This window comes from Pseudomonas sp. AC112 (genome assembly GCF_979253545.1).
Genome location: NZ_CEEDCM010000001.1, coordinates 5,270,738 through 5,289,698 on the forward strand (window position 1 = coordinate 5,270,738; position 18,961 = coordinate 5,289,698).

General features: G+C 61.0%; 15 protein-coding genes and 2 pseudogenes. 6 read left to right on the forward strand and 11 right to left on the reverse strand.

Annotated elements, in window-relative coordinates; genetic code table 11:
- Positions 1-60: 60 nt before the first annotated feature.
- Both AC0IYN_RS24500 and AC0IYN_RS24505 read left to right on the forward strand, forming a co-directional pair.
- Positions 61-1,464: an XAC2610-related protein gene (locus AC0IYN_RS24500; RefSeq protein ID WP_457238228.1), complete on the forward strand. Its 1,404-nt coding sequence runs from the start codon at positions 61-63 to the stop codon at positions 1,462-1,464.
- Between the two features lie 716 nt (positions 1,465-2,180).
- Entirely contained in the window at positions 2,181-2,765 is a 585-nt protein-coding gene (locus AC0IYN_RS24505) for a DUF6630 family protein (protein WP_457238282.1), read from the forward strand.
- A gap of 136 nt (positions 2,766-2,901) precedes the next feature.
- Here the strand turns inward: AC0IYN_RS24505 and AC0IYN_RS24510 are convergent, their stop codons facing one another.
- From AC0IYN_RS24510 to AC0IYN_RS24520, 3 genes are all read right to left on the reverse strand, one after another.
- Positions 2,902-3,435 carry an SUKH-4 family immunity protein gene (locus AC0IYN_RS24510; protein WP_471843658.1) on the reverse strand — a complete coding sequence of 178 codons (534 nt, stop codon included), beginning with the start codon at positions 3,433-3,435 and terminating at the stop codon, positions 2,902-2,904.
- 89 nt (positions 3,436-3,524) lie between these two features.
- The gene (locus AC0IYN_RS24515; protein WP_471843660.1) at positions 3,525-4,325 is read right to left on the reverse strand and encodes a suppressor of fused domain protein; all 801 of its coding nucleotides are present in this window, start codon (positions 4,323-4,325) and stop codon (positions 3,525-3,527) included.
- Between the two features lie 28 nt (positions 4,326-4,353).
- The gene (locus tag AC0IYN_RS24520; RefSeq protein ID WP_471843662.1) at positions 4,354-4,986 is read right to left on the reverse strand and encodes a TetR/AcrR family transcriptional regulator; all 633 of its coding nucleotides are present in this window, start codon (positions 4,984-4,986) and stop codon (positions 4,354-4,356) included.
- A gap of 111 nt (positions 4,987-5,097) precedes the next feature.
- On the opposite strand from AC0IYN_RS24520, the gene AC0IYN_RS24525 reads away from it, so the two are divergent.
- Positions 5,098-5,754 carry an O-methyltransferase gene (locus tag AC0IYN_RS24525; protein WP_471843664.1) on the forward strand — a complete coding sequence of 219 codons (657 nt, stop codon included), beginning with the start codon at positions 5,098-5,100 and terminating at the stop codon, positions 5,752-5,754.
- A 301-nt stretch (positions 5,755-6,055) separates the two neighbouring features.
- Here AC0IYN_RS24525 and AC0IYN_RS24530 read toward each other — a convergent pair.
- A pseudogene (locus AC0IYN_RS24530) lies at positions 6,056-7,030 on the reverse strand (methyl-accepting chemotaxis protein); the annotation flags it as partial.
- Between the two features lie 318 nt (positions 7,031-7,348).
- Positions 7,349-7,621 (reverse strand): annotated as a pseudogene (locus AC0IYN_RS24535) (PAS domain-containing protein); the annotation flags it as partial.
- 162 nt (positions 7,622-7,783) lie between these two features.
- On the opposite strand from AC0IYN_RS24535, the gene AC0IYN_RS24540 reads away from it, so the two are divergent.
- The gene (locus AC0IYN_RS24540) at positions 7,784-9,988 is read left to right on the forward strand and encodes an OsmC domain/YcaO domain-containing protein (protein WP_458375340.1); all 2,205 of its coding nucleotides are present in this window, start codon (positions 7,784-7,786) and stop codon (positions 9,986-9,988) included.
- 53 nt (positions 9,989-10,041) lie between these two features.
- On the opposite strand, the gene AC0IYN_RS24545 is transcribed toward AC0IYN_RS24540, so the two are convergent.
- On the reverse strand, positions 10,042-10,959 hold the full coding sequence (locus tag AC0IYN_RS24545) for a LysR family transcriptional regulator (protein ID WP_471843667.1): 918 nt from the start codon (positions 10,957-10,959) through the stop codon (positions 10,042-10,044).
- A gap of 112 nt (positions 10,960-11,071) precedes the next feature.
- On the opposite strand from AC0IYN_RS24545, the gene AC0IYN_RS24550 reads away from it, so the two are divergent.
- Positions 11,072-12,121, forward strand: a complete 1,050-nt coding sequence (locus AC0IYN_RS24550) for an SDR family oxidoreductase (RefSeq protein ID WP_457238236.1) — start codon at positions 11,072-11,074, stop codon at positions 12,119-12,121.
- A gap of 45 nt (positions 12,122-12,166) precedes the next feature.
- On the opposite strand, the gene AC0IYN_RS24555 is transcribed toward AC0IYN_RS24550, so the two are convergent.
- From AC0IYN_RS24555 to AC0IYN_RS24570, 4 genes are all read right to left on the reverse strand, one after another.
- Positions 12,167-13,333: a cystathionine gamma-synthase gene (locus AC0IYN_RS24555; RefSeq protein WP_457238237.1), complete on the reverse strand. Its 1,167-nt coding sequence runs from the start codon at positions 13,331-13,333 to the stop codon at positions 12,167-12,169.
- On the reverse strand, positions 13,330-14,706 hold the full coding sequence (locus tag AC0IYN_RS24560; protein WP_406598801.1) for a pyridoxal-phosphate dependent enzyme: 1,377 nt from the start codon (positions 14,704-14,706) through the stop codon (positions 13,330-13,332). The genes AC0IYN_RS24555 and AC0IYN_RS24560 overlap by 4 nt, the downstream gene beginning before the upstream one ends.
- Before the next feature lie 116 nt (positions 14,707-14,822).
- Positions 14,823-15,686: a 4-hydroxy-tetrahydrodipicolinate synthase gene (dapA, locus tag AC0IYN_RS24565; RefSeq protein ID WP_457247520.1), complete on the reverse strand. Its 864-nt coding sequence runs from the start codon at positions 15,684-15,686 to the stop codon at positions 14,823-14,825.
- 294 nt (positions 15,687-15,980) lie between these two features.
- Entirely contained in the window at positions 15,981-17,372 is a 1,392-nt protein-coding gene (locus AC0IYN_RS24570) for a hypothetical protein (RefSeq protein WP_406598799.1), read from the reverse strand.
- Positions 17,373-17,580: 208 nt separating this feature from the next.
- Here AC0IYN_RS24570 and AC0IYN_RS24575 point away from each other — a divergent pair, with 208 nt between their 5' ends.
- On the forward strand, positions 17,581-18,477 hold the full coding sequence (locus AC0IYN_RS24575) for an SGNH/GDSL hydrolase family protein (RefSeq protein ID WP_471843671.1): 897 nt from the start codon (positions 17,581-17,583) through the stop codon (positions 18,475-18,477).
- Here AC0IYN_RS24575 and AC0IYN_RS24580 read toward each other — a convergent pair.
- Positions 18,474-18,956 (reverse strand): VOC family protein, encoded by a 483-nt coding sequence (locus AC0IYN_RS24580; RefSeq protein WP_406598797.1) that lies wholly within the window; start codon positions 18,954-18,956, stop codon positions 18,474-18,476. The genes AC0IYN_RS24575 and AC0IYN_RS24580 overlap by 4 nt on opposite strands.
- Positions 18,957-18,961: the final 5 nt, after the last annotated feature.

An 18,961-nucleotide genomic window follows, 5' to 3' on the forward strand; every position in this document is an offset into this window, starting at 1 on the left:
CGAAGCCCGCACCGTTTCCATTTACACTGCCGCCCTCGAATTTCAGCAAGGATGCGTTGGATGCGCTCGATACTTGGTGGTGTGTGCCTTTCCCTGGCCCTGGCGGCCCCGGTCTTGGCTGAACCGCGTTCATTTTCGGTGGTCGACCGCAGTGACCAATACCTGGTCGAGGTGCTGTTCCCCGAGGCACCCGACCACCCCAATCAACTGGTGCCCGCCCTCATCACCGTGCGCGACAAGCACACCCTCGAAACCCTCCAGCAATTCAAGACTCCCGCCGCGAATGTGCCGGTGGACAGCAATGGCCAGGACAACGGTTGGCTGCTCGGGCCCTTCAGCCTGTTGTACTTCGCCGACTTCGATCTGGACGGCCGCCTCGACCTGGCGATTCGCAACGGCACCGATCTCGAACAGGCCTACAAGCCGATGTTCGATGTGTACGTGCAAACCCCACAGAGCCGGCAATGGGTGCTCAACCAGCCCTTGACCGACCTGGCCAAGGAGACCACCAGTGGCATGTTCTCACTGATCCCCGACGACGGCATCCTGCTGTCGCAGGTCGACCGGGACTGCTGCTGGACTCGCATGAGCCACTGGAAAATGCGCGATGGCGAGTTGGTCCGCCTCAGCACCTCCACCGAAGAGCAGGTCCAGCCCACCGAGTTCGGCGAAAACTCCAGCATGCCCAGCGGCTACACCCTGCTCACTACCGGCGCATTGAAGGATGGCCAATGGCAGGAAACCCAGCGCCTCGAAGGCCCGACCCACGAAGATGTGCAGAGACTCACCGGCACCCTCAACGGCAAGATCCCGGTGGACATCTGGTACCAACAGCAGGGAGCGGTACTCATCGGCGAATTGCGCTACACCAAAAGTGGCAACGGCCAGCCGATCAAACTGGTGGGCGACCAGAGCGACTACGACGACAAACCCTTCGTGTACCTGCACGAATACACGGACGACGGCCACCAGACTGGTATCTGGCGTATCACCCGCGACACCGAGGCGCCCTATGACTACACCGGCACCTGGGTCAGCAGTGCCAAGGGCGAGCACCCCGAACTGGCGATTTTGCTGCACGCAACCGACAGTGAACCCGACGATGACCTGCTCACCGACCTTGAGCGCGACCAGCGCAACGGCCATTACCAGATGCGCGATGACTTCCTCGGGCGTGACGGCGACCTGGAACTCAACATCCTGCCAGAGCGAGATGCGCAGGGCAGGGAAGTGGCGGAACTGACCCTGACATTGAAAGAGGTCAAGAGCGGGAAACAGATCGTGGTCGCCCACCATAGTGTGCCGATGGAGACCGAAAACCTGATCATCGTACGCGAGCCTATGGCGACGCCACGGACCGGGCCGTACCACATACAGTTGGTGAAAAACTTCGCGGTGATCGAGCATAACTCGGCGCCGGACAGTGATGATTACTTGACGGGGATGTATCGCAAGCAGCCGTGAGTCCCGTCGTCGAGGCTTAACGGTCATGATCCACAGGCTTCAGTAGTCACATCCTTTCGACCCGCCAAATCGAGTTTCACGCAGGCAAACGTGCCGCCCGGTATTAAGCAACAGTGGGGCATAGCTGCATGACGCGCCGACGTTGTTGATTGCAACTTGCAACGTCTCCATGTCATCGCGGCTAACCGGGACGGATACTGCGCAGCAGTCTTGGTTTTTTGAACAGGCTGAAATTGTCGTGTCATTACGGGTGCGCCCATTCACTGATACGACCAATGCTGTGTTATTACAGTGGCCAGTCAAACCTTCTCCGGTGACGAACAGTGAGGTGGTTGCTGGATTGTCAGCTGCCCCCCCAAACCCTAGCGGAATAAGGAATAGTGCATGGGCGTAACCTTCACTTGCCTTTACCGTTGAGATCGTGGCGGGTGAATGACAGGACCGATTGACCCATTCAACGCTGGAAACGGGCTGCCAATCGCTGTGGTCAGTGACGTTCCAATGTTTGCCACTGCGGTAGTCATAGCAGCCGTTCAGGCATGCGGCGGCGGTGAGTAGTAGAAGAATTGCCGCCCGTGTTGTCTTCATGGTTGACCCGCTTTTCCAATGAAATTTTGATGGCCTGCATTCAGTTGCCCGGACCATTATTGGATATTTCGCTCCACTTGAGGCTGTTCAAACCAAATGGTTTTCCTCTCCGTCATACAGGGACTGACATGGGCATTCTAGATAAACTTTTTGGTGGGCGCTTCACCATGCCTCCACCCGAGGAGACCAACCTCAGCGCTTCAGCAATCATGAAGGAACTGCGCCCCGAGCGAAGCGATTCCGGTCAAAAAAAAGCACTTGAGGCTTTTGCTCAGGCACTGGTCGCGGTCATCCCGGAAAAAGAAGGCGCCAGGCTTGTCAGGCGTGTCATGCGTAGATACGCAATGGGAGATGACGCACCCAGCGCCCTCACGGAGGGGTTCCTGAATGACTCAAAGGGACAAAAACTTGAACACCTCGTTCTCCTAAGCCTGGATTGGAAGGACGATGACGTATTTGAGTATCAAGCGCCCTATCTGGTCAGAGCCAGTGGTTTGAAAGAGCCCTATGTCTATGTGCGGGAAGCCGCTTTATCAATGCCAGAGATACTCCACAACTTTGATCAGTGGTTGGCCCCGCTAGGCAAACGTTATCTTCACCTGGACTCCGGAGGTGAAAACTACGACGGTGTCATTGTTGACACTGATCGGTTGGAAGCCATTACTGAGTTGGCTGGACGAGCTGGAATCCACGTCAGTCTTGAGAACTTCTAGCGATGGAGACCGGCTTAGGCATGCGCGGCACCTGAATCAGTGCGGTAAATGACTGCTATCGTTCCGTTTTCGCAGTCACCATTCGATTTGTCTTTCGCCAGGGCGTAGGCAGAAATCAGAAAGGTCTTGGCATCCGTTAGGATTTATCTGCCAGCTCCGAGCTCACCTCGACTTGCCACATAGACCCGAGATCGACTGCTCTCGCATCTATGATTGCAATGGCGTCGAGACAATTAGCCATGGCCTCCTTGTTGAGGTGCTCTTGATAGACACAAAGACTCTCAGCAAATTGCACCAGAGAAGAATTTATGAAAACGCTCTCGTTGTAGCTGTCGTGGTTGAAGAGGATGACGTGCCGGCTGTCCACATCAATAGCAATAACGTCGCCAGAGCCATTGTGACCGATAGGGAAATACGAATCGGATAAGCCGAAAATGTGCACCCGTGACTCAATTTCGGGCTGTGAATAGGCATAGAACGAAAGAAACGGCGCGGCATCACGCGGTAACCCCTGTGCCGCCAGAAGGCTTGAGTCTTCCCTTGCAAGTCGGGTGGGAAGGGACTCAGCGTCAAACAAGACGAACTCATCCAGATGAAGGTCGAGGTCGGCAGGAAGCTGTGGCAGAGATGCAACGAATCGATCTTTGAAGTTTTTGGCTATGTCGTTCATGAGGCCTGACAGTTAAGTGGATGTCGGTTTCGCTCACCTAAGCGAGCGGCTTGCACAGGGTCAAATTCCAGCTGGGAGTTGGCACACACCTAAACCACACTCTCCCGACCCACTCGACTTACATGCCCAACCCCCGCCGCCTGCAACCTTGCCACCAAGTCCTCCCGCGCCGCGCGGCCACCTGTGCGCACGTATTCAAGTTCCGCCGCCGTGATCAGCACCACGGGCACCAGTTGCACCGGTGAGAGCGGCATGTCGTCGAGGCGGGTCGGGAAGTCCGGGGCGGGGCCGCCCAGCAGGACGCCGGCGGCGTCGTCGGCGGTGACGAACAGGCTGGGCAGTTGGTCGCTCATCAGGTGCGATTGGCTGAAGCCGGGCAGTTCCAGGGAGAGTACGCCGTGGTTCTCCAACTGGTGGGTGATGCCGCCGGCGTTGGCGACGGTCTTGGCGACGTGTTCGAGCAGTTCGAATGCCCAACTGTGGCGCAGTGGGTCGACGTCACCGAGTGTGCCTCGGGCGTGTTCGGGGATGTCGGCGGTTTCCAGGAACAGTTCCATTTCGAAGCCATTGCCAAGGCCTTCGGCGTCGTCGAAAGGGTCGGATAGGCCGTCGGTTGCCAGCACGATGCTGTCGCCCCGGCGTACCACGCGATAAGCCTGGCGGGTCGACGGCCAGTAGGGACCGCCGGTGAGGCTGGGGCTGATCAGGTAGGCGAGCACGTCTTTCTCGACGGTGCCCACCGACTGCCAGTGTCGGTCCAGGCATTCGGCGCTGGCCAGGCGGGCGGCCTGGTTGGCGGCGTCGGGCTCCGGCGATTGCGTTGCGGTGGGCGTCGGGGCGAGCGCAGCCGGTTTTTTCGTTGAGCCGAAGAGTTTCTTGAGGAAGTTCATGGGCAGTCCTTTGCTGGGAGGGGGCGCTTTATGGAGGGTTGAGCGCGATCACATAGGCGCGAAACATATCAGTCATACCGTCGGCATAAACAGCGATTTCTTCCATGGTGCGTGGGCTGTTGGAAAACTCTTTGCCGACTGAACTGAGGGTGGTCAGGATCAGATCACTGGCCAATGTACGCGTGTCGATCGACACGTCGGGCAGCAACTCCAGCATGAACGCCTTGAACGCCTGCCGTCCGGCAGCCCGCACTTCCAGGGCCTCCGGCGCATCGCGATAGAGCGGCGCCGCGTCGCTTAACGCCCCGCGCATCTGCGCTTCTTCGCATTCGGATCGGATAAAGGCGTGCACCAACGTGCGCAGGCGGTCCAGCGGTGCCTCATCGTGTTTCTCCAGAATGTCGCGCAGCATCTGGGTGGTCTGCTGCCACTCATCACTCTGCAACCTGAACAGGATCGCCGCCTTGTTTGGAAAGTACTGGTACACCGAGCCCACACTCACGCCGGCCTTTTCCGCGACCCTTGCGGTGGTGAAACGGGTGGCGCCTTCCTTGGCCAAAACCTGAATAGCCGCTTCGAGGATCGCCGCCACCAACTCGGTAGAGCGCGCCTGTTGTGGCTGTTTGCGCGTGGAAATACGCGGGGTCTGGCGGCTGGTCATGCAGGGCTCCGGAAGCAGGGCGAATGCGAATAGCGAACGCGACGAATCACTCGCATACTTTTAATGCGACGAATTAGTCGCATCTTAGCCCCAACTCTACGGAAATCAATTATGTCCAGCCTGACCACCGCGCCTTTGGCGCCACTGATTGAACGCCTGTATGCCCAAGCCAGCGCCGCCACCAGCCCGGTGATGAGCACGGTATCGAAGGAAGAACGCGACCGGCTGATGCACAGCAAGACCGAATACGTGACGCTGTATTCAATGCTCAAGGACCTGTGGCTGCCGGTGTCGCAGGATACCGGCAAGCTGCTCTACATGCTGGCGCGCAGCAGCAAGGCGCGGGCGATCGTGGAGTTTGGCACCTCGTTCGGGCTGTCCACCTTGCACTTGGCTGCCGCACTGCGTGACAACGGCGGCGGGGTGCTGATCGGCAGCGAATTCGAAGCCTCGAAGGTGGCCCTGGCGCGGGAGCACTTTAGCCAGGGCGGCGTGAGTGACTTGATCCACATCCGCGAAGGCGATGCGTTGGTGACCCTGGCCAGCGACCTGCCGGACAGCGTCGATCTGCTGCTGCTGGACGGTGCCAAGACACTCTATGGCGATGTACTGAACCTGGTGGAAAGCCACCTGCGCACCGGCGCTTTGGTGGTGGCCGACAACACCGACTACTGCCCTGAATACCTGGCCTACGTACGCGCCCCCGAGAACGGCTACCTGTCCGTTCCATTTGCCGATGACATCGAACTTTCAATACGCCTGGGGTAATCGAGGAGTCAACTCATGCACGTATTTGTCACGGGAGCCACCGGTTGGGTGGGCTCCGAAGCGGTGTGTATCGCGCCGATGCGGTGCGGGTGTATGGGCATGTGCCGGAGGAGGGCCTGGGCCAAGCGGCGTATCACGTGGGCGCAGACCAGGCAGCCGGGTTCTTCGTGGTGAGCGGGGCAAGCCCGCTCACCACAGCAAGTGGGCTTACCAGAAGAAGCGGGCTTGCCACAGTAAGTGGGCTTGCCACAAGAAGCGGGCTCACCACAGCAAGCCCGCTCACCCGCAGTTCAGTGCAGGCTCAGCGATTGAAGCGCTCGACCAACGCATATTGGGTGGACGCGGTGTTCGTCAGTTCCTTGCTCAGGTCCGTGGATTGATGGGCTTGTATCGAGGTCTGGTCGGCCAGTTCGGCGATGGTGGTGATGTTGCGGCTGATCTCTTCGGCCACCGCGCTCTGTTCCTCGGTGGCGGCGGCGATCTGGGTGGTCATGTCGGTGATATGCGACACGGCCTCGCTGATGCCCACCAGCGCCTGGTCGGCTTCAAGTACCCAGGCCACGCCTTCCTGGGCCTGGCGCTGGCCGTGCTCCATGCTTTGCACTGCGTTGCTAGAGGACGCCTGCAGTTGGGTAATCAGCCCATGGATCTGGGTAGTGGACTGCGACGTGCGCTGTGCCAGTTGGCGCACTTCGTCGGCCACCACGGCAAAACCACGGCCTTGCTCGCCCGCCCGTGCGGCTTCGATGGCGGCGTTGAGGGCCAGCAGGTTGGTCTGGTCGGCAATGCCTTTGATCACGTCCACCACGCTGCCGATTTCGTCACTGTCGCGCGCCAGTTGCGCCACGGTCACGCCGGTTTCGCTGACCACGCTGGACAAGCGTTCGATCGCCTCGCGGGTGTCCCGTGCCACTTCACGGCCGCGCCCGGTCAGCACATTGGCTTGCTGGGTGGCGTCGGCGGTGCGCTGCACGTGGCTGGCGACTTCCTGGGTGGTGGCGGCCATCTGGTTGACGGCGGCCGAGACCTGTTCGGTTTCGACGCGCTGGCGGTCCAGGCCCTTGGAGCTGGCGGTGGCCAACTGATCGGATTGCCCGGCCAGGGCACTCAACTGTTCGGCACTGTCCTGCAAACGCGTCAGGCAGGTCTTCAGGCGCGCGTTTTGGCTCAGGAACGCGGTTTCCAAGCGTGCCTGGGGCCCGCTTGCGTCGCTGTACATCTGCGCGATCAAGGCGTCAGAGGTCGAGGGTTCCACCCCCTGCAACAGGCGCAGTGTGCTGCCTTGGCGCACGCGCGAGCAAAGCACGCCCACTGGCACCGCGACTACGACGGCCACCGCAATCGCCAGCGGTGCACTGAGGAACAGGCCGGCGAGGCTGCCGGCCAACCCGGTGGCCACATACGGCACGCAACTGATCGCGGCAGGCAGCCAGGCATCCTGGCGTGGCACGCCCGGCTTACCCTGGCTGATGCGGTGGTAAAGGGCCTGGGCACGGCGGATCTCATCGGCAGTGGGTTTGACCCGCACCGATTCGAAACCCACCACCTTGCTGCCGTCGAAGATCGGCGTGACATAGGCGTTGACCCAATAATGGTCGCCGTTTTTCGAGCGGTTCTTGACGATGCCCATCCAGGGCAGGCCTTGTTTGAGCGCACTCCACATGTGCGCAAACACGGCGGGCGGCACATCGGGGTGACGTACGATATTCTGCGGAGCGCCGATCAGGTCGGCGCGTTCAAAGCCGCTGATCTCGACAAAGGCGTCATTGCAGTAAGTGATGACACCTCGGACATCCGTGGCGGAGATGAGTTTTTGCGAAGGCGCGAGGGAAATCTCACGCTGTGTTACGGGCTGGTTATTGCGCATTCCGACTACTCCCTGGTTGCCCTCAGTCCATCGGCGCCATGTGCGAAAAGGTTAATGCACATTGGCCAATTCGCCAGCCACTGGTCAAAAGCCTGAAACTTCCTGCCGAAAAACCTCATAATGGCGGCCATTTTTGTTTAGCCGTTATTCTGGTGTGCCCCCATGGAAATCAAGGTCAACTTTCTCGACAACCTCCGGCTTGAAGCCAAGTTCGATGACTTCACGGTGATTGCCGACCAGCCCATCCGCTACAAAGGCGATGGCTCGGCACCGGGGCCGTTCGATTACTTCCTGGCGTCGTCGGCGTTGTGCGCGGCGTACTTCGTGAAGTTGTATTGCCAGACGCGCAATATCCCCACCGACAATATTCGCCTGTCGCAGAACAATATTGTCGACCCGGAAAACCGCTATAACCAGATCTTCAAGATCCAGGTGGAGTTGCCGGCGGATATCTCCGAGAAGGATCGCCAGGGCATTTTGCGTTCCATCGACCGTTGCACTGTGAAGAAAGTGGTGCAGGCCGGGCCTGAGTTTGTCATCGAAGAAGTCGAGAACCTCGACGCCGATGCCCAGGCCTTGCTGATGCCGAACTCGACCTCAGAGGGCGGCACCTACATCGCCGGCAAAGACCTGCCACTGGAACAGACCATCGCCAACATGTCCGGAATTCTCGCGGGCCTGGGCATGAAGATCGAGATCGCTTCGTGGCGCAATATCGTGCCCAACGTGTGGTCGCTGCATATCCGCGATGCACATTCGCCGATGTGTTTCACCAACGGCAAGGGCGCAACCAAGGAGGGCGCGTTGGCGTCGGCGTTGGGTGAGTTCATCGAGCGGCTCAATTGCAACTTCTTCTACAACGACCAATTCTGGGGTGAGGAACTGGCGAACGCGCCGTTCGTGCATTATCCGGATGAGCGCTGGTTCCAGCCCGGCGCCAACGACGAACTGCCGAGCGAAATCCTCGATGCGTACTGCCTCAAGGTCTACAACCGCGACGGCGAACTGCGCGGTTCGCACCTGTTCGACACCAACTCGGGCAATGAAGAGCGCGGCATTGTTTCGCTGCCGTTCGTGCGCCAGTCGGATGGCGAGGTGGTGTACTTCCCGTCCAACCTGATCGAAAACCTCTACCTCAGCAACGGCATGAGCGCGGGCAACACCCTGGCGGAAGCCCAGGTGCAGTGCCTGTCGGAGATCTTCGAACGCGCGGTGAAGCGGGAAATCATCGAAGGTGAGTTCGCCTTGCCGGATGTACCCGCCGAGGTGCTGGCCAAGTACCCGAGCATCCTGGCCGGTATCCAGGGTCTGGAAGCCCAGGGTTTCCCGGTGCTGGTCAAGGACGCGTCCCTGGGCGGTGAATTCCCGGTGATGTGCGTGACCCTGATGAACCCGCGCACCGGCGGCGTGTTTGCCTCGTTCGGCGCACACCCCAGCCTGGAAGTGGCGCTGGAGCGCAGCCTCACCGAACTGCTGCAAGGCCGCAGTTTCGAAGGCTTGAACGACTTGCCGCAGCCCACCTTCGAAGGCCAGGCAGTGACTGAGCCGAACAACTTTGTCGAGCACTTCATCGACTCCAGTGGCGTGGTGTCGTGGCGCTTCTTCAGCTCGCAGTCGGACTACGAGTTCGTCGAGTGGGACTTCACCGGCGCAGGCGAAGACTCGAATGCCCAGGAAGCCGCGACCCTGTTCGGCATCCTTGAAGGCATGGGTAAAGAATCCTATATGGCGGTGTACGAGCACCTCGGCGCTACCGCGTGCCGCATCCTGGTGCCGGACTATTCGGAAATCTACCCGGTGGATGACCTGATCTGGGACAACACCAACAAGGCGCTGTTTTTCCGTGAGGATATCCTCAATCTGCACCGCCTCAATGAGGAAGAACTGCAGGCTTTGGTCGAGCGGCTGATTGAAAGCGAGCTGGATGACTACACCGATATCACCACCCTGATCGGCATCGAGTTCGACGACAACACCGCTTGGGGTCAGCTGACCATCCTGGAATTGAAGCTGCTGATCTTCCTGGCCTTGCGGCAATACGAAGAGGCCAAGGAGTGCGTGGAGATGTTCCTGCAGTACAACGACAACACCGCCGAGCGTGGCCTGTTCTACCAGGCGATGAATGCGGTGCTGGAGATGGAACTGGACGACGACCTGGACCTGGCGGATTACGAAGCCAACTTCCGCCGCATGTTCGGTGATGAGCGCATGGACGCGGTGATTGGCTCGGTGAAAGGCGATGTGCGCTTCTATGGCCTGACGCCGACCAGCATGAAGCTGGACGGGCTGGACCGGCACTTGCGCTTGATCGAGAGCTACAAGAAGCTGCATAGCGCACGGGCCAGTGTGACCGCCGCGTCGCGCTGATTCTTCCCGCCCCCAAAAAAAGCACCCCCGGGTGCTTTTTTCATGGCTGGCATTCAGCGGGCCAGGCGTTTGAGTCGGACGTTGGCGACCAGGTAATCGAGGAACACCCGCACGCGCAGCGGCATCTGTGCGCCCTGGCCCAGGAACACCGCGTGCACCGGGTCAAGGTCGCCGGGGTTGAAGGCCTGTAGCACCGGCAGCAATCTGCCTGCCGCAATGTCATCCACCACCTGGAACTCATCCAGGCGCGCCAGGCCAATGCCGGCCAGCGCCAACTGCCGCAGCGCTTCGCCGTCGCTGGCGGTCAGGTTGCCTTGCGGCGCGGTCAGCCACTGTGCACCGTCGACGATAAACGGCCAGCCCTTCAAGGTGCGGGTGTAGCCAAAGTCCAGGTGGTTGTGGCCAATCACCTCTTGCGGTACAGACGGCAGGCCGTGGCGCGCAGCGTAAGCGGGCGAGGCGACGATGATCATCCGCGACTCACCGAGCTTCCTGGCCACCAGGCGCGAGTTTTCCAGCGGGCCGTGGCGGATGGCGACGTCCGTGCGTTCCTCGACCAGGTTCACCACATGGTCGGTCAACACAATATCCACGGTGATGCCGGGGTAACGCGCCAGAAAGCCCGCCAGTAGCGGCAGCAATACACTCTGGGCGAATGGCACACTGGCACTGACCCGCAGGCTTCCCCGTGGCTCGCCTATGCCGGACGTGTTGCGCTCGGCATTCTCCACGTCCGCGAGAATCCTCACGCATTGCTCGTAGAAGGCGTGGCCTTCCGGCGTCGGCGTGAGGCGCCGCGTGGTGCGATTGAGCAAGCGCGCTTGAAGGCGGGTTTCCAGGCGGGTCAGCAATTTGCTGACGGCCGAGGGTGTCAGGCGAAAGTCCCGTGCAGCGGCAGAGAAATTACCCAGCTCGATCACACGGACGAACACTTCCATTTCCGCCAGTCGGTTGATGTCCCATCGTGCCATTGTGAATTAAAGTCATATAAGCCAATCGTGATGGCAGTCTATATCACAGGTCTTGTCGCCGGCATCATCTGCTTCGACCCTTGCACATCTACAGCAGGGGAAGGAGAACTGGATGAGCTTGAATCGAAAAACCGCGCTGGTTGTCGGCGCCAACGGCATCATCGGCAATGCCGTTGCACAGGAACTCAAACGCGAGGGTTGGCAGGTTCGGGCGCTGGATCGACGGCCTGCGGCAGGCACCGAAACGTTGCTGGCGGACCTGACCGACGCGCAAGCCGTGGCCGCCGCGGTGCAAGCTGCGCGCGACACTACCCATGTATTCTATGCCGCGTTCAGCCCGGACCCTGACCTGGCGGTAGAGGCCGAGCGCAATGCGCAAATGCTCGCCAATGTGCTGGACGGACTTGAGCAAGCCAACACCGCGTTGCAGCGGGTAGTGATCTATCAGGGTTTCAAGATCTATGGCTCACACCTGGGAGCCAAGGTGCTTACGCCGGCGCTGGAGAGCGACCCGGGGCATATGCCGCCCAACCTGTATCTCGCCCAGGAAGCACAGTTGCGCCAGCGGGCCGAGCGCAGTCGCTGGGATTATGTGGCGTTGCGCCCTGACCTGGTGGTGGGGGACATCCATGGCAACCCGATGAACATCGCCCTGGTGATCGGCGTGTTCGCCGCGCTGTCCCGCGCACTGGACATTCCGCTGCGTTATCCGGGCACGGACAAAGCCTATGGGCAGTTGCTGCAATTCACCGATGCCGGTTTGCTGGCGCGCGCGAGCGTCTGGGCCGCCCTCAGCGAGAACGCCGGGGGCGAGGCATTCAACGTCGCCAATGGCGATGTCTTCCGCTGGGAGCGGATGTGGCAGGACGCCGCCGCGCATCTGGGCCTGCAAACGGCGCACCCGGTACCGCTGACGCTGGCACGGCATATGCGCGACAAGGCTGCGCTATGGCGCGAGATCGCCGAGCGTGACCAGTTGATTCAGCCGGACCTGGAAAAGCTCGTGGGGTGGGCGTTCGGTGATTTCATTTTCCATACCGAGACCGACATTATTTCGGACACCAACAAGCTCTACCGGTACGGCTTCACCGAAAGGGTTGACTCGAAACAGTCGCTGTTCAATGCACTCGACAGCCTTAGACAGCAACGTGTGATTCCCTAGGGCGCTCCATGGTCGCCGGCACCGGTGTGCCGGCGGCCATTTGGGTCAGATTCGCGCCAGCGCCTGGGCCAGATCGGCGCGCAGGTCTTCTACGTCCTCTACCCCCACCGACAACCGTACCAACCCATCTCCAATCCCCAACTGAGTGCGCGTGGCCGCCGGGATGCTCGCGTGGGTCATGATCGCCGGGTGTTCGATCAGGCTTTCCACGCCGCCGAGGCTTTCGGCCAGGGCGAAGATCTTGACGTTTTCCAGGAAGCGCGTCGCGCCGGCCAGGTCGCTGTTCAGGTCAATCGAAATCATCCCGCCAAACCCGCGCATCTGTTTGCGCGCCAGTTCATGCTGCGGGTGAGACGTGAGGCCTGGGTAGTAAACCCGCGCCACTTGCGGTTGCTGTTCCAGCCAAGTCGCCAGGTCGAGGGCATTGCTGCAATGGCGTTCCATGCGCAGGGCCAGGGTTTTCACGCCGCGCAGGGTGAGGAACGCGTCGAAGGGCCCCGCGATGGCGCCGACCGAGTTCTGCAGGAAGCCCAGGCGTTCAGCCAGCTCGGGGTTGTCGCCGACGATGGCAATGCCGCCAATCACATCGGAGTGGCCGTTGAGGTATTTGGTGGTGGAGTGCACCACCACATCGAAGCCCAGTTCCAGCGGACGCTGGATCCATGGGCTGGCGAAGGTGTTGTCGGCCACGCAGATGATGCCTCGATCGCGGCAGATACGCGCGATGGCGCTGAGGTCGGTGAGGCTCAGCAGCGGGTTGCTCGGGGTTTCGACCCAGACCATGCGTGTGTCGTCCTGCAGGCTTGCTTCAAACGCCGACAGGTCACTCAGGTCGACAAAGCTGAAGCGGTGCCCGGCGCTGCGTTGGCGCACTTTGTCGAACAGGCGGAAGGTGCCGCCGTACAGGTCATTGCCGGAGACGATATGGGCGCCGGCGTCGAGCAGCTCCAACACGGTGGAAATCGCCGCCAGCCCGGACGCAAACGCAAACGCCTGGCTGCCACCTTCGAGGTCGGCCACACAGCGTTCCAAGGCGAAGCGCGTGGGGTTGTGGGAGCGGCCGTAGTCGAAGCCCTTGTGCACGCCGGGGCTGTCTTGCAGGTAGGTGGAGTTGGCATAGATCGGCGGCATCAGCGCGCCCGTGGTTGGGTCGGGGAATTGCCCGGCGTGGATCACACGAGTGGCAAACGCGCTTTTATCGGACTGACTCATGCAAGGGATCTCCGTAGGTGGTTAAGCAGGTCGACGCGGGTGATCAGGCCGTGGAAGCCTGAATCGTCGGCAATAATCGCAACCAGGCCGCGATCCAGCTCCGCCTGCAGTTCCGCCAGGCTGGCGCTGGGGGCCAGGGTTTGCAAGGTGTTGGTCATGGCGCTGGCGACAATCATCTTGAAGTCTGCGGCGTCATGGTGCAGGCCCAGCAGGATGTCGGACTCATCGATCACCCCCACCAGTTCTTGACCGTCCACCAGCACCGGCAGTTGCGAGACGTCGGCCAGGCGCATGCGCTGGAACGCCGTGAGCAGGGTGTCGTCGGGGCTCACGCTGATCACGCGGCCGTCTTCGAAGCGCCGCGCGATCAGGTCGCGCAGGTCGCCGTAGTGCTTGTATTGCAACAGCCCCGCGTCGTTCATCCATTGGTCGTTGTAGACCTTCGACAGGTAGCGCGTACCGGTGTCGCAAACAAAGGTGACCACGCGCTTGGGCTCGGTCTGTTCACGGCAGTAGCGCAGGGCGGCGGCGAGCAACGTGCCGGTGGAGGAACCACCCAGGATGCCCTCGGCCTTGAGCAACTGCCGGGCGTGATCGAAGCTTTCTTCATCGCTGATGGAATAGGCATGGCGCACGCTGGAGAGGTCGGCAATCGAGGGGATGAAGTCTTCGCCAATGCCTTCCACTGCCCAAGACCCTGGCGTTTCCAGGCGGCCGCTGCGGCTGTATTCGGCCATCACCGAACCCACCGGATCGGCCAGCACCATGGCCAGCGCCGGCTGCACACGCTTGAAGAAACGCGTCAGCCCGGTAAGGGTGCCGGCTGAGCCGACACCTACCACAATCGCATCGACATCGTGCTGGGTTTGCGCCCAGATCTCAGGCGCGGTGCTGGTTTCGTGGGCCAGGGGGTTGGCGGGGTTGTTGAACTGGTCGGCGAAGAACGAACCGGGGATGTCCTTGGCCAGGCGCGCCGCCACGTCCTGATAATACTCGGGGTGGCCTTTGCCGACGTCGGAGCGGGTGATGTGCACCTCGGCGCCCATGGCCTTGAGGTGCAGCACCTTTTCGGTGGACATCTTATCGGGCACCACCAGCACCACGCGGTAGCCCTTGGCCCGGCCGACCAGCGCCAGGCCCAGGCCGGTATTGCCAGCGGTGGCTTCGATAATGGTGCCACCGGGGCGCAGGCGGCCGTCGCGTTCGGCGGCGTCGATCATCGCCAGGCCGATACGGTCCTTGATGGAACCGCCGGGGTTTTGGGATTCAAGCTTGAGGAACAGCGTGCAGGGGCCGGTATCGAAACGGCTGACCCGAACCAACGGCGTGTTGCCGATCAGTTCGAGGACAGCGGGGCGGGGAAGGCTGGGCATGTCGTCACCTGAATACGGATGGGATGGACAGCAAAAGGCAAAGCGTGGGTTCGACGATAGGCCGGGATCGGTCCGGTCGCAACCGGACGGTCCGTTGGCTGTCTGTTTTTGGCGCATTAGCCGGGCGGGTTCAGCACCTGCTGCAAGCGCGTGACGACGCTGGCGCTGGCGGCCTGCATCGGCGCGCGCAACTCGCTGCCGATCAAACCCTGCAAGGCCAGCGCGGCTTTGACCGGCGCCGGGTTGGGTTCCATGAACATCGTGTGGATCAGCGGCTGCAACCGGAAGAACGTCGCTCGCGCTTCGGCGAGCTGGTTGTCGCGCACTTGCTGGCACAGCGCCACAAATTCCTCGGTATGCAGGTGGGCCGAGGCCGCGATGGCGCCTGTCGCGCCAAGGCACAGCGCGTTGAATATGTGCAGGTCTTCGCCACACAGCACGTCCACCGCACCACTGGCCAACAACGCGAGGGTATTGCCCAGGTTGCCGCCACAGTCCTTGATCGCGACGATGCGTTCGTGAGCGATGATGTTCAGCAGCGTGGCCTGCTCGAAGGTTGCGCCGGTGCGGTAGGGGATGTCGTAGAGGATGACCGGCACACTGGAGGCATCCGCCACTGTAAGGAAGAACGCTTCCAGGCCGGCCTGGGACGGGCGGATGTAACTTGGTGCGGGCACCAGCAACCCCGCCACCGGGCGTTGCAGGATTTCACCCTGGAACTCGAGCAACTCAATTTGGTTGTTGCCCGCCAGGCCCATCACCACGCGGTGCGCCGGCACCAACTGCAACACTGCGTCGAGCACTGCCAGTTGTTCCTGACGGCTCAGCGACGCGGCCTCCCCGGTGGTGGTGCAGACCATGATCCCGGCCACGTGCTTTTCCAGCAGGTGGCTGACCAGCCGGCGCAGGCCGATAAAGTCGATGGCGCCGTCATGGAACGGCGTGACCACGGGAACCCAGATACCTTGAAACGCTGACATGCACTTTCTCCTGATAGTTGACCGCTGGAGTCACCGTCAGAAGGGCAAGGGCAATTGTGCAAAGGAGGGGGAGACCGTCGCGCTCAATGTCCTGTCAGCTCATCTGACGGGACAGCGCGCCCCGGTCACATGAGCGACTGTTTCTTCGATTTGAGGGCGTGCGCAACGCAACCTTGCGCCTTGGCAATCAAGCCAATGGCGCAAAGGTTAACGGAGGACATTGTGGACATTCGCTGACACACCCTGAATAAGGCCTCCATCTTCATGGAATATTGCAGAGTGTGTCAACGGTGCTTATTCGAATTTATCGATACGCGAGTCGGAGTAGAAAAACTCGTTCTTGTCGGTGCTCGATTCAAAGAAGTAAGCGTAGTCGGTCAGGAAGTACAGGTGGCTCACGCGCTTGTACTTGTCGTCGTCAACACGGCAGGACAACGCCTTGGCGCTGCCCGCCAGTTTCGCGTTGAGTTCGCTGGCCGGCAACTCACGCTCGACCTGGCAGCGAGTGGTTTGCGCATTGGTGCTGCTGCCGATCAGGCTGTTGAGGCTGGAACGCGTGGACGCATAAGTCACCGTCTCACCCACGGGCAAGGCCTTCCAGTTGCCGGTGAAGCTCAGTTGGGTCAGGGTCGAGCTCTCGGCCATGCCCGAACCGCCGTAGGTGGCTTTCGACACCAGGTGGAGCAGGTTGCGCCAGCTCACGGCCTGGCTCTCATAACCGTCGCCACGGGTCGCCAGGGCCAGTTGGCCGCTCGGCGCATCCTGGCTGATGAACTGGGTACTTTTGTTATCGCTGGTCTTGCCACGGTAGTTGCTGGTGCCGACCAACTGTACGTACTTGAACGAACGGGCGGGCTTGTCCAGGTTCAGCTGCGTGATGGCCGCCAGTACGGCTGGCTGCACCGACGTCAGGGCGATGGTAGCTGGAGCCTTCAGGCGTGGCTTGAACGCCGGCAGCGCGGCGATTTTTTCCGGGTTGACGCAGACGTTATTGAACAGCAACGCATAGTCGGCATTGCTGCCAGCGATGTTCTGTGGCGTGGGGGAACTGTCGACACGGCCGTCGCTGACGCGGTTGTTGGCATCCATGTCGTAGCCGGCCAGTTGCATGTAGGTGCCGGCTTTGCAGGCTACCGAAAAGTGTTCGCGTTTTTGCGCGTAGGGCGCGTTGTAGGGCAGGTCGTTGAGCACCGTCGGGTTATCGAAGGCGGCCCAGAAGCGCGTTTCGCCGTTGACGGTCTTGATGCTGTTGGCGTCGATCAGGACCTGGTTGTCACGCTCATTGGTCTGCACCAGGCGCCAGTCGGGCTTGGGTGTCTCGGCGCAGGCGCGCACGAAGGTCGGGTTGGCAGCCAGGGTTGCATACTGTTGTGGCGACAACGTCTGCGCGGACGCATAGCGATCAATGCTGGCCGGGTACATCCGGCGCACAGCATCCAGGTACAGCAGGTAGACCTTCGGTGACGCACACGCGGCTTCAACTTGCATCGTGCGGCGCACGCCATTGGGAATGGGCGGCATCAGCAGCTCGAAGCTCAGCGAATCGCCTTCGCGCACGATGCTGTTTTCCACCAGGGGTTGCGCGAGGGCCAGGGTGAACATTTGATCGACCTGGGCTTTCTGGGTGGCGCAACCGGACAGGGTGGCAATGCCACCGATCAGCAAAAGGGGAGTGATAAAGCGCACGGGAGCCTCGTTGAGTCCATTCAGGGATGTAAGGGTGACGGCGGGTATAGCTGAATCTTTAACCGGATGTTGCGGGCCGCAAGCCTAACGAGGATGGCTGCCTGTGTACAGCCATGGGGTGGCCGCCGCCGGATATGTGCGGGTCGCAATTGTTCTGCCGTGGTTGCAACGAGGCGGTAGGCTGTGCAGATATTCCGGGAGAACCTCGATGATCCGACGTGCGTGTCTGGCCGCTCTGTTGATCCTGTCCGCCTCGACCGCCTTTGGCGGTTCGACCTACGATCATTTGTATGCCTTCGGCGACAGCTACTCCGACAATGGCGCGGGTGAGGCACTCACCACCCGCCTCGCCGCGCAGAAGGTCAAGGAGGCCCAGGCACTGCCAGGCCCCCTGTATTGGAAGGGACGCTGGAGCAATGGCCCCACCGCCGTCGAAGGCCTGGCACAGGCGTTGAACATCCCCCTGACCGACTATGCGGTGGGCGGCGCCAAGAGTGGCCATGGCAACTACTACACGTGGATGATGCCGTCGCGCGACACTGGCGTACTGGGCCAGGTCACTGAGCATTTGCAGGCCGCCAAGGCCTACAAGGCCGACCCCAAGGCGCTGTATTTCATCTTCATCTCGGCCAACGATTTTTTTGAATGGGCCGACTTCGCCCATCCTGAAACAGTCGAGGCCTTGAGCGAAGCCAGCGTGGCGAATATCCGCAGCGCCACCGAACAGTTGGTTGCAGCAGGCGCCAGGCACATCATGGTCGTGGGCACCACGGACCTGAGCCATGTGCCTGCCGTGGTGCAGGGTAATCAGGTCGACAACGCGAAAAAGTACCAGCAGTTGCTCGCGCAGCAACTTCCGGCAGTGCTGGCGCAGATCGGGACGGCGAAGGTGAGCTACTTCGATCATCTGGCCTTCAGCGACAGACTGCGCGCCAACCCGGCGGACAATGGTTTCACCGACTTCGACACGCCGTGCCAGGCCACCTACCCGCAGGTGAAACCGGTGTGCGCCGACCCTGATACCCATTACTACTGGGACGAATGGCACCCCACTCGCAAGGTGCATGCACTGGCGGCCAAGGCGATGCTTGAGGCGTTGCCTTAACCTGCCGCGACCGCCGCTTCAATGGCAGCGATGTCGATCTTTTTCATGGTCATCATCGCCTCGAAGGCGCGTTTGGCTGTCGCCGGGTCCGGGTGGGTCACGGCATCGGTCAGCACGCGGGGGCTGATCTGCCACGACACCCCCCATTTGTCCTTGCACCAGCCGCAGGCGCTTTCCTGGCCGCCATTGCCGACGATGGCGTTCCAGTAACGGTCGGTTTCCGCCTGGTCATCGGTGGCCACCTGGAACGAAAACGCCTCGGTGTGCGGGAAGATCGGCCCGCCGTTGAGGCCAATGCAGGGGATGCCCAACACGGTGAAGTCCACAGTCAATACATCGCCCTGTTTGCCGGAGGGGTAATCACCAGGTGCCAGGTGGACGGCATTCACCTGGCTGTCCGGGAAGGTCATGGCGTAGAAGGTCGCGGCCTCCAGGGCGGTGCCGTTGTACCAGAGGCAGAGGGTGTTTTTGCGGGTCATGATCG

Coding starts and splice junctions, on each gene's coding strand:
- dapA (WP_457247520.1), bottom strand. CDS start 15,686: ATGTCAGCGTTTCAAGGTATCTGGGTTCCCGTGGTCACGCCGTTCCAT.
- AC0IYN_RS24510 (WP_471843658.1), bottom strand. CDS start 3,435: ATGAACGACATAGCCAAAAACTTCAAAGATCGATTCGTTGCATCTCTG.
- AC0IYN_RS24520 (WP_471843662.1), bottom strand. CDS start 4,986: ATGACCAGCCGCCAGACCCCGCGTATTTCCACGCGCAAACAGCCACAA.
- AC0IYN_RS24525 (WP_471843664.1), top strand. CDS start 5,098: ATGTCCAGCCTGACCACCGCGCCTTTGGCGCCACTGATTGAACGCCTG.
- AC0IYN_RS24550 (WP_457238236.1), top strand. CDS start 11,072: ATGAGCTTGAATCGAAAAACCGCGCTGGTTGTCGGCGCCAACGGCATC.
- AC0IYN_RS24560 (WP_406598801.1), bottom strand. CDS start 14,706: ATGCCCAGCCTTCCCCGCCCCGCTGTCCTCGAACTGATCGGCAACACG.
- AC0IYN_RS24500 (WP_457238228.1), top strand. CDS start 61: ATGCGCTCGATACTTGGTGGTGTGTGCCTTTCCCTGGCCCTGGCGGCC.
- AC0IYN_RS24545 (WP_471843667.1), bottom strand. CDS start 10,959: ATGGCACGATGGGACATCAACCGACTGGCGGAAATGGAAGTGTTCGTC.
- AC0IYN_RS24515 (WP_471843660.1), bottom strand. CDS start 4,325: ATGAACTTCCTCAAGAAACTCTTCGGCTCAACGAAAAAACCGGCTGCG.
- AC0IYN_RS24580 (WP_406598797.1), bottom strand. CDS start 18,956: ATGACCCGCAAAAACACCCTCTGCCTCTGGTACAACGGCACCGCCCTG.
- AC0IYN_RS24540 (WP_458375340.1), top strand. CDS start 7,784: ATGGAAATCAAGGTCAACTTTCTCGACAACCTCCGGCTTGAAGCCAAG.
- AC0IYN_RS24575 (WP_471843671.1), top strand. CDS start 17,581: ATGATCCGACGTGCGTGTCTGGCCGCTCTGTTGATCCTGTCCGCCTCG.
- AC0IYN_RS24505 (WP_457238282.1), top strand. CDS start 2,181: ATGGGCATTCTAGATAAACTTTTTGGTGGGCGCTTCACCATGCCTCCA.
- AC0IYN_RS24555 (WP_457238237.1), bottom strand. CDS start 13,333: ATGAGTCAGTCCGATAAAAGCGCGTTTGCCACTCGTGTGATCCACGCC.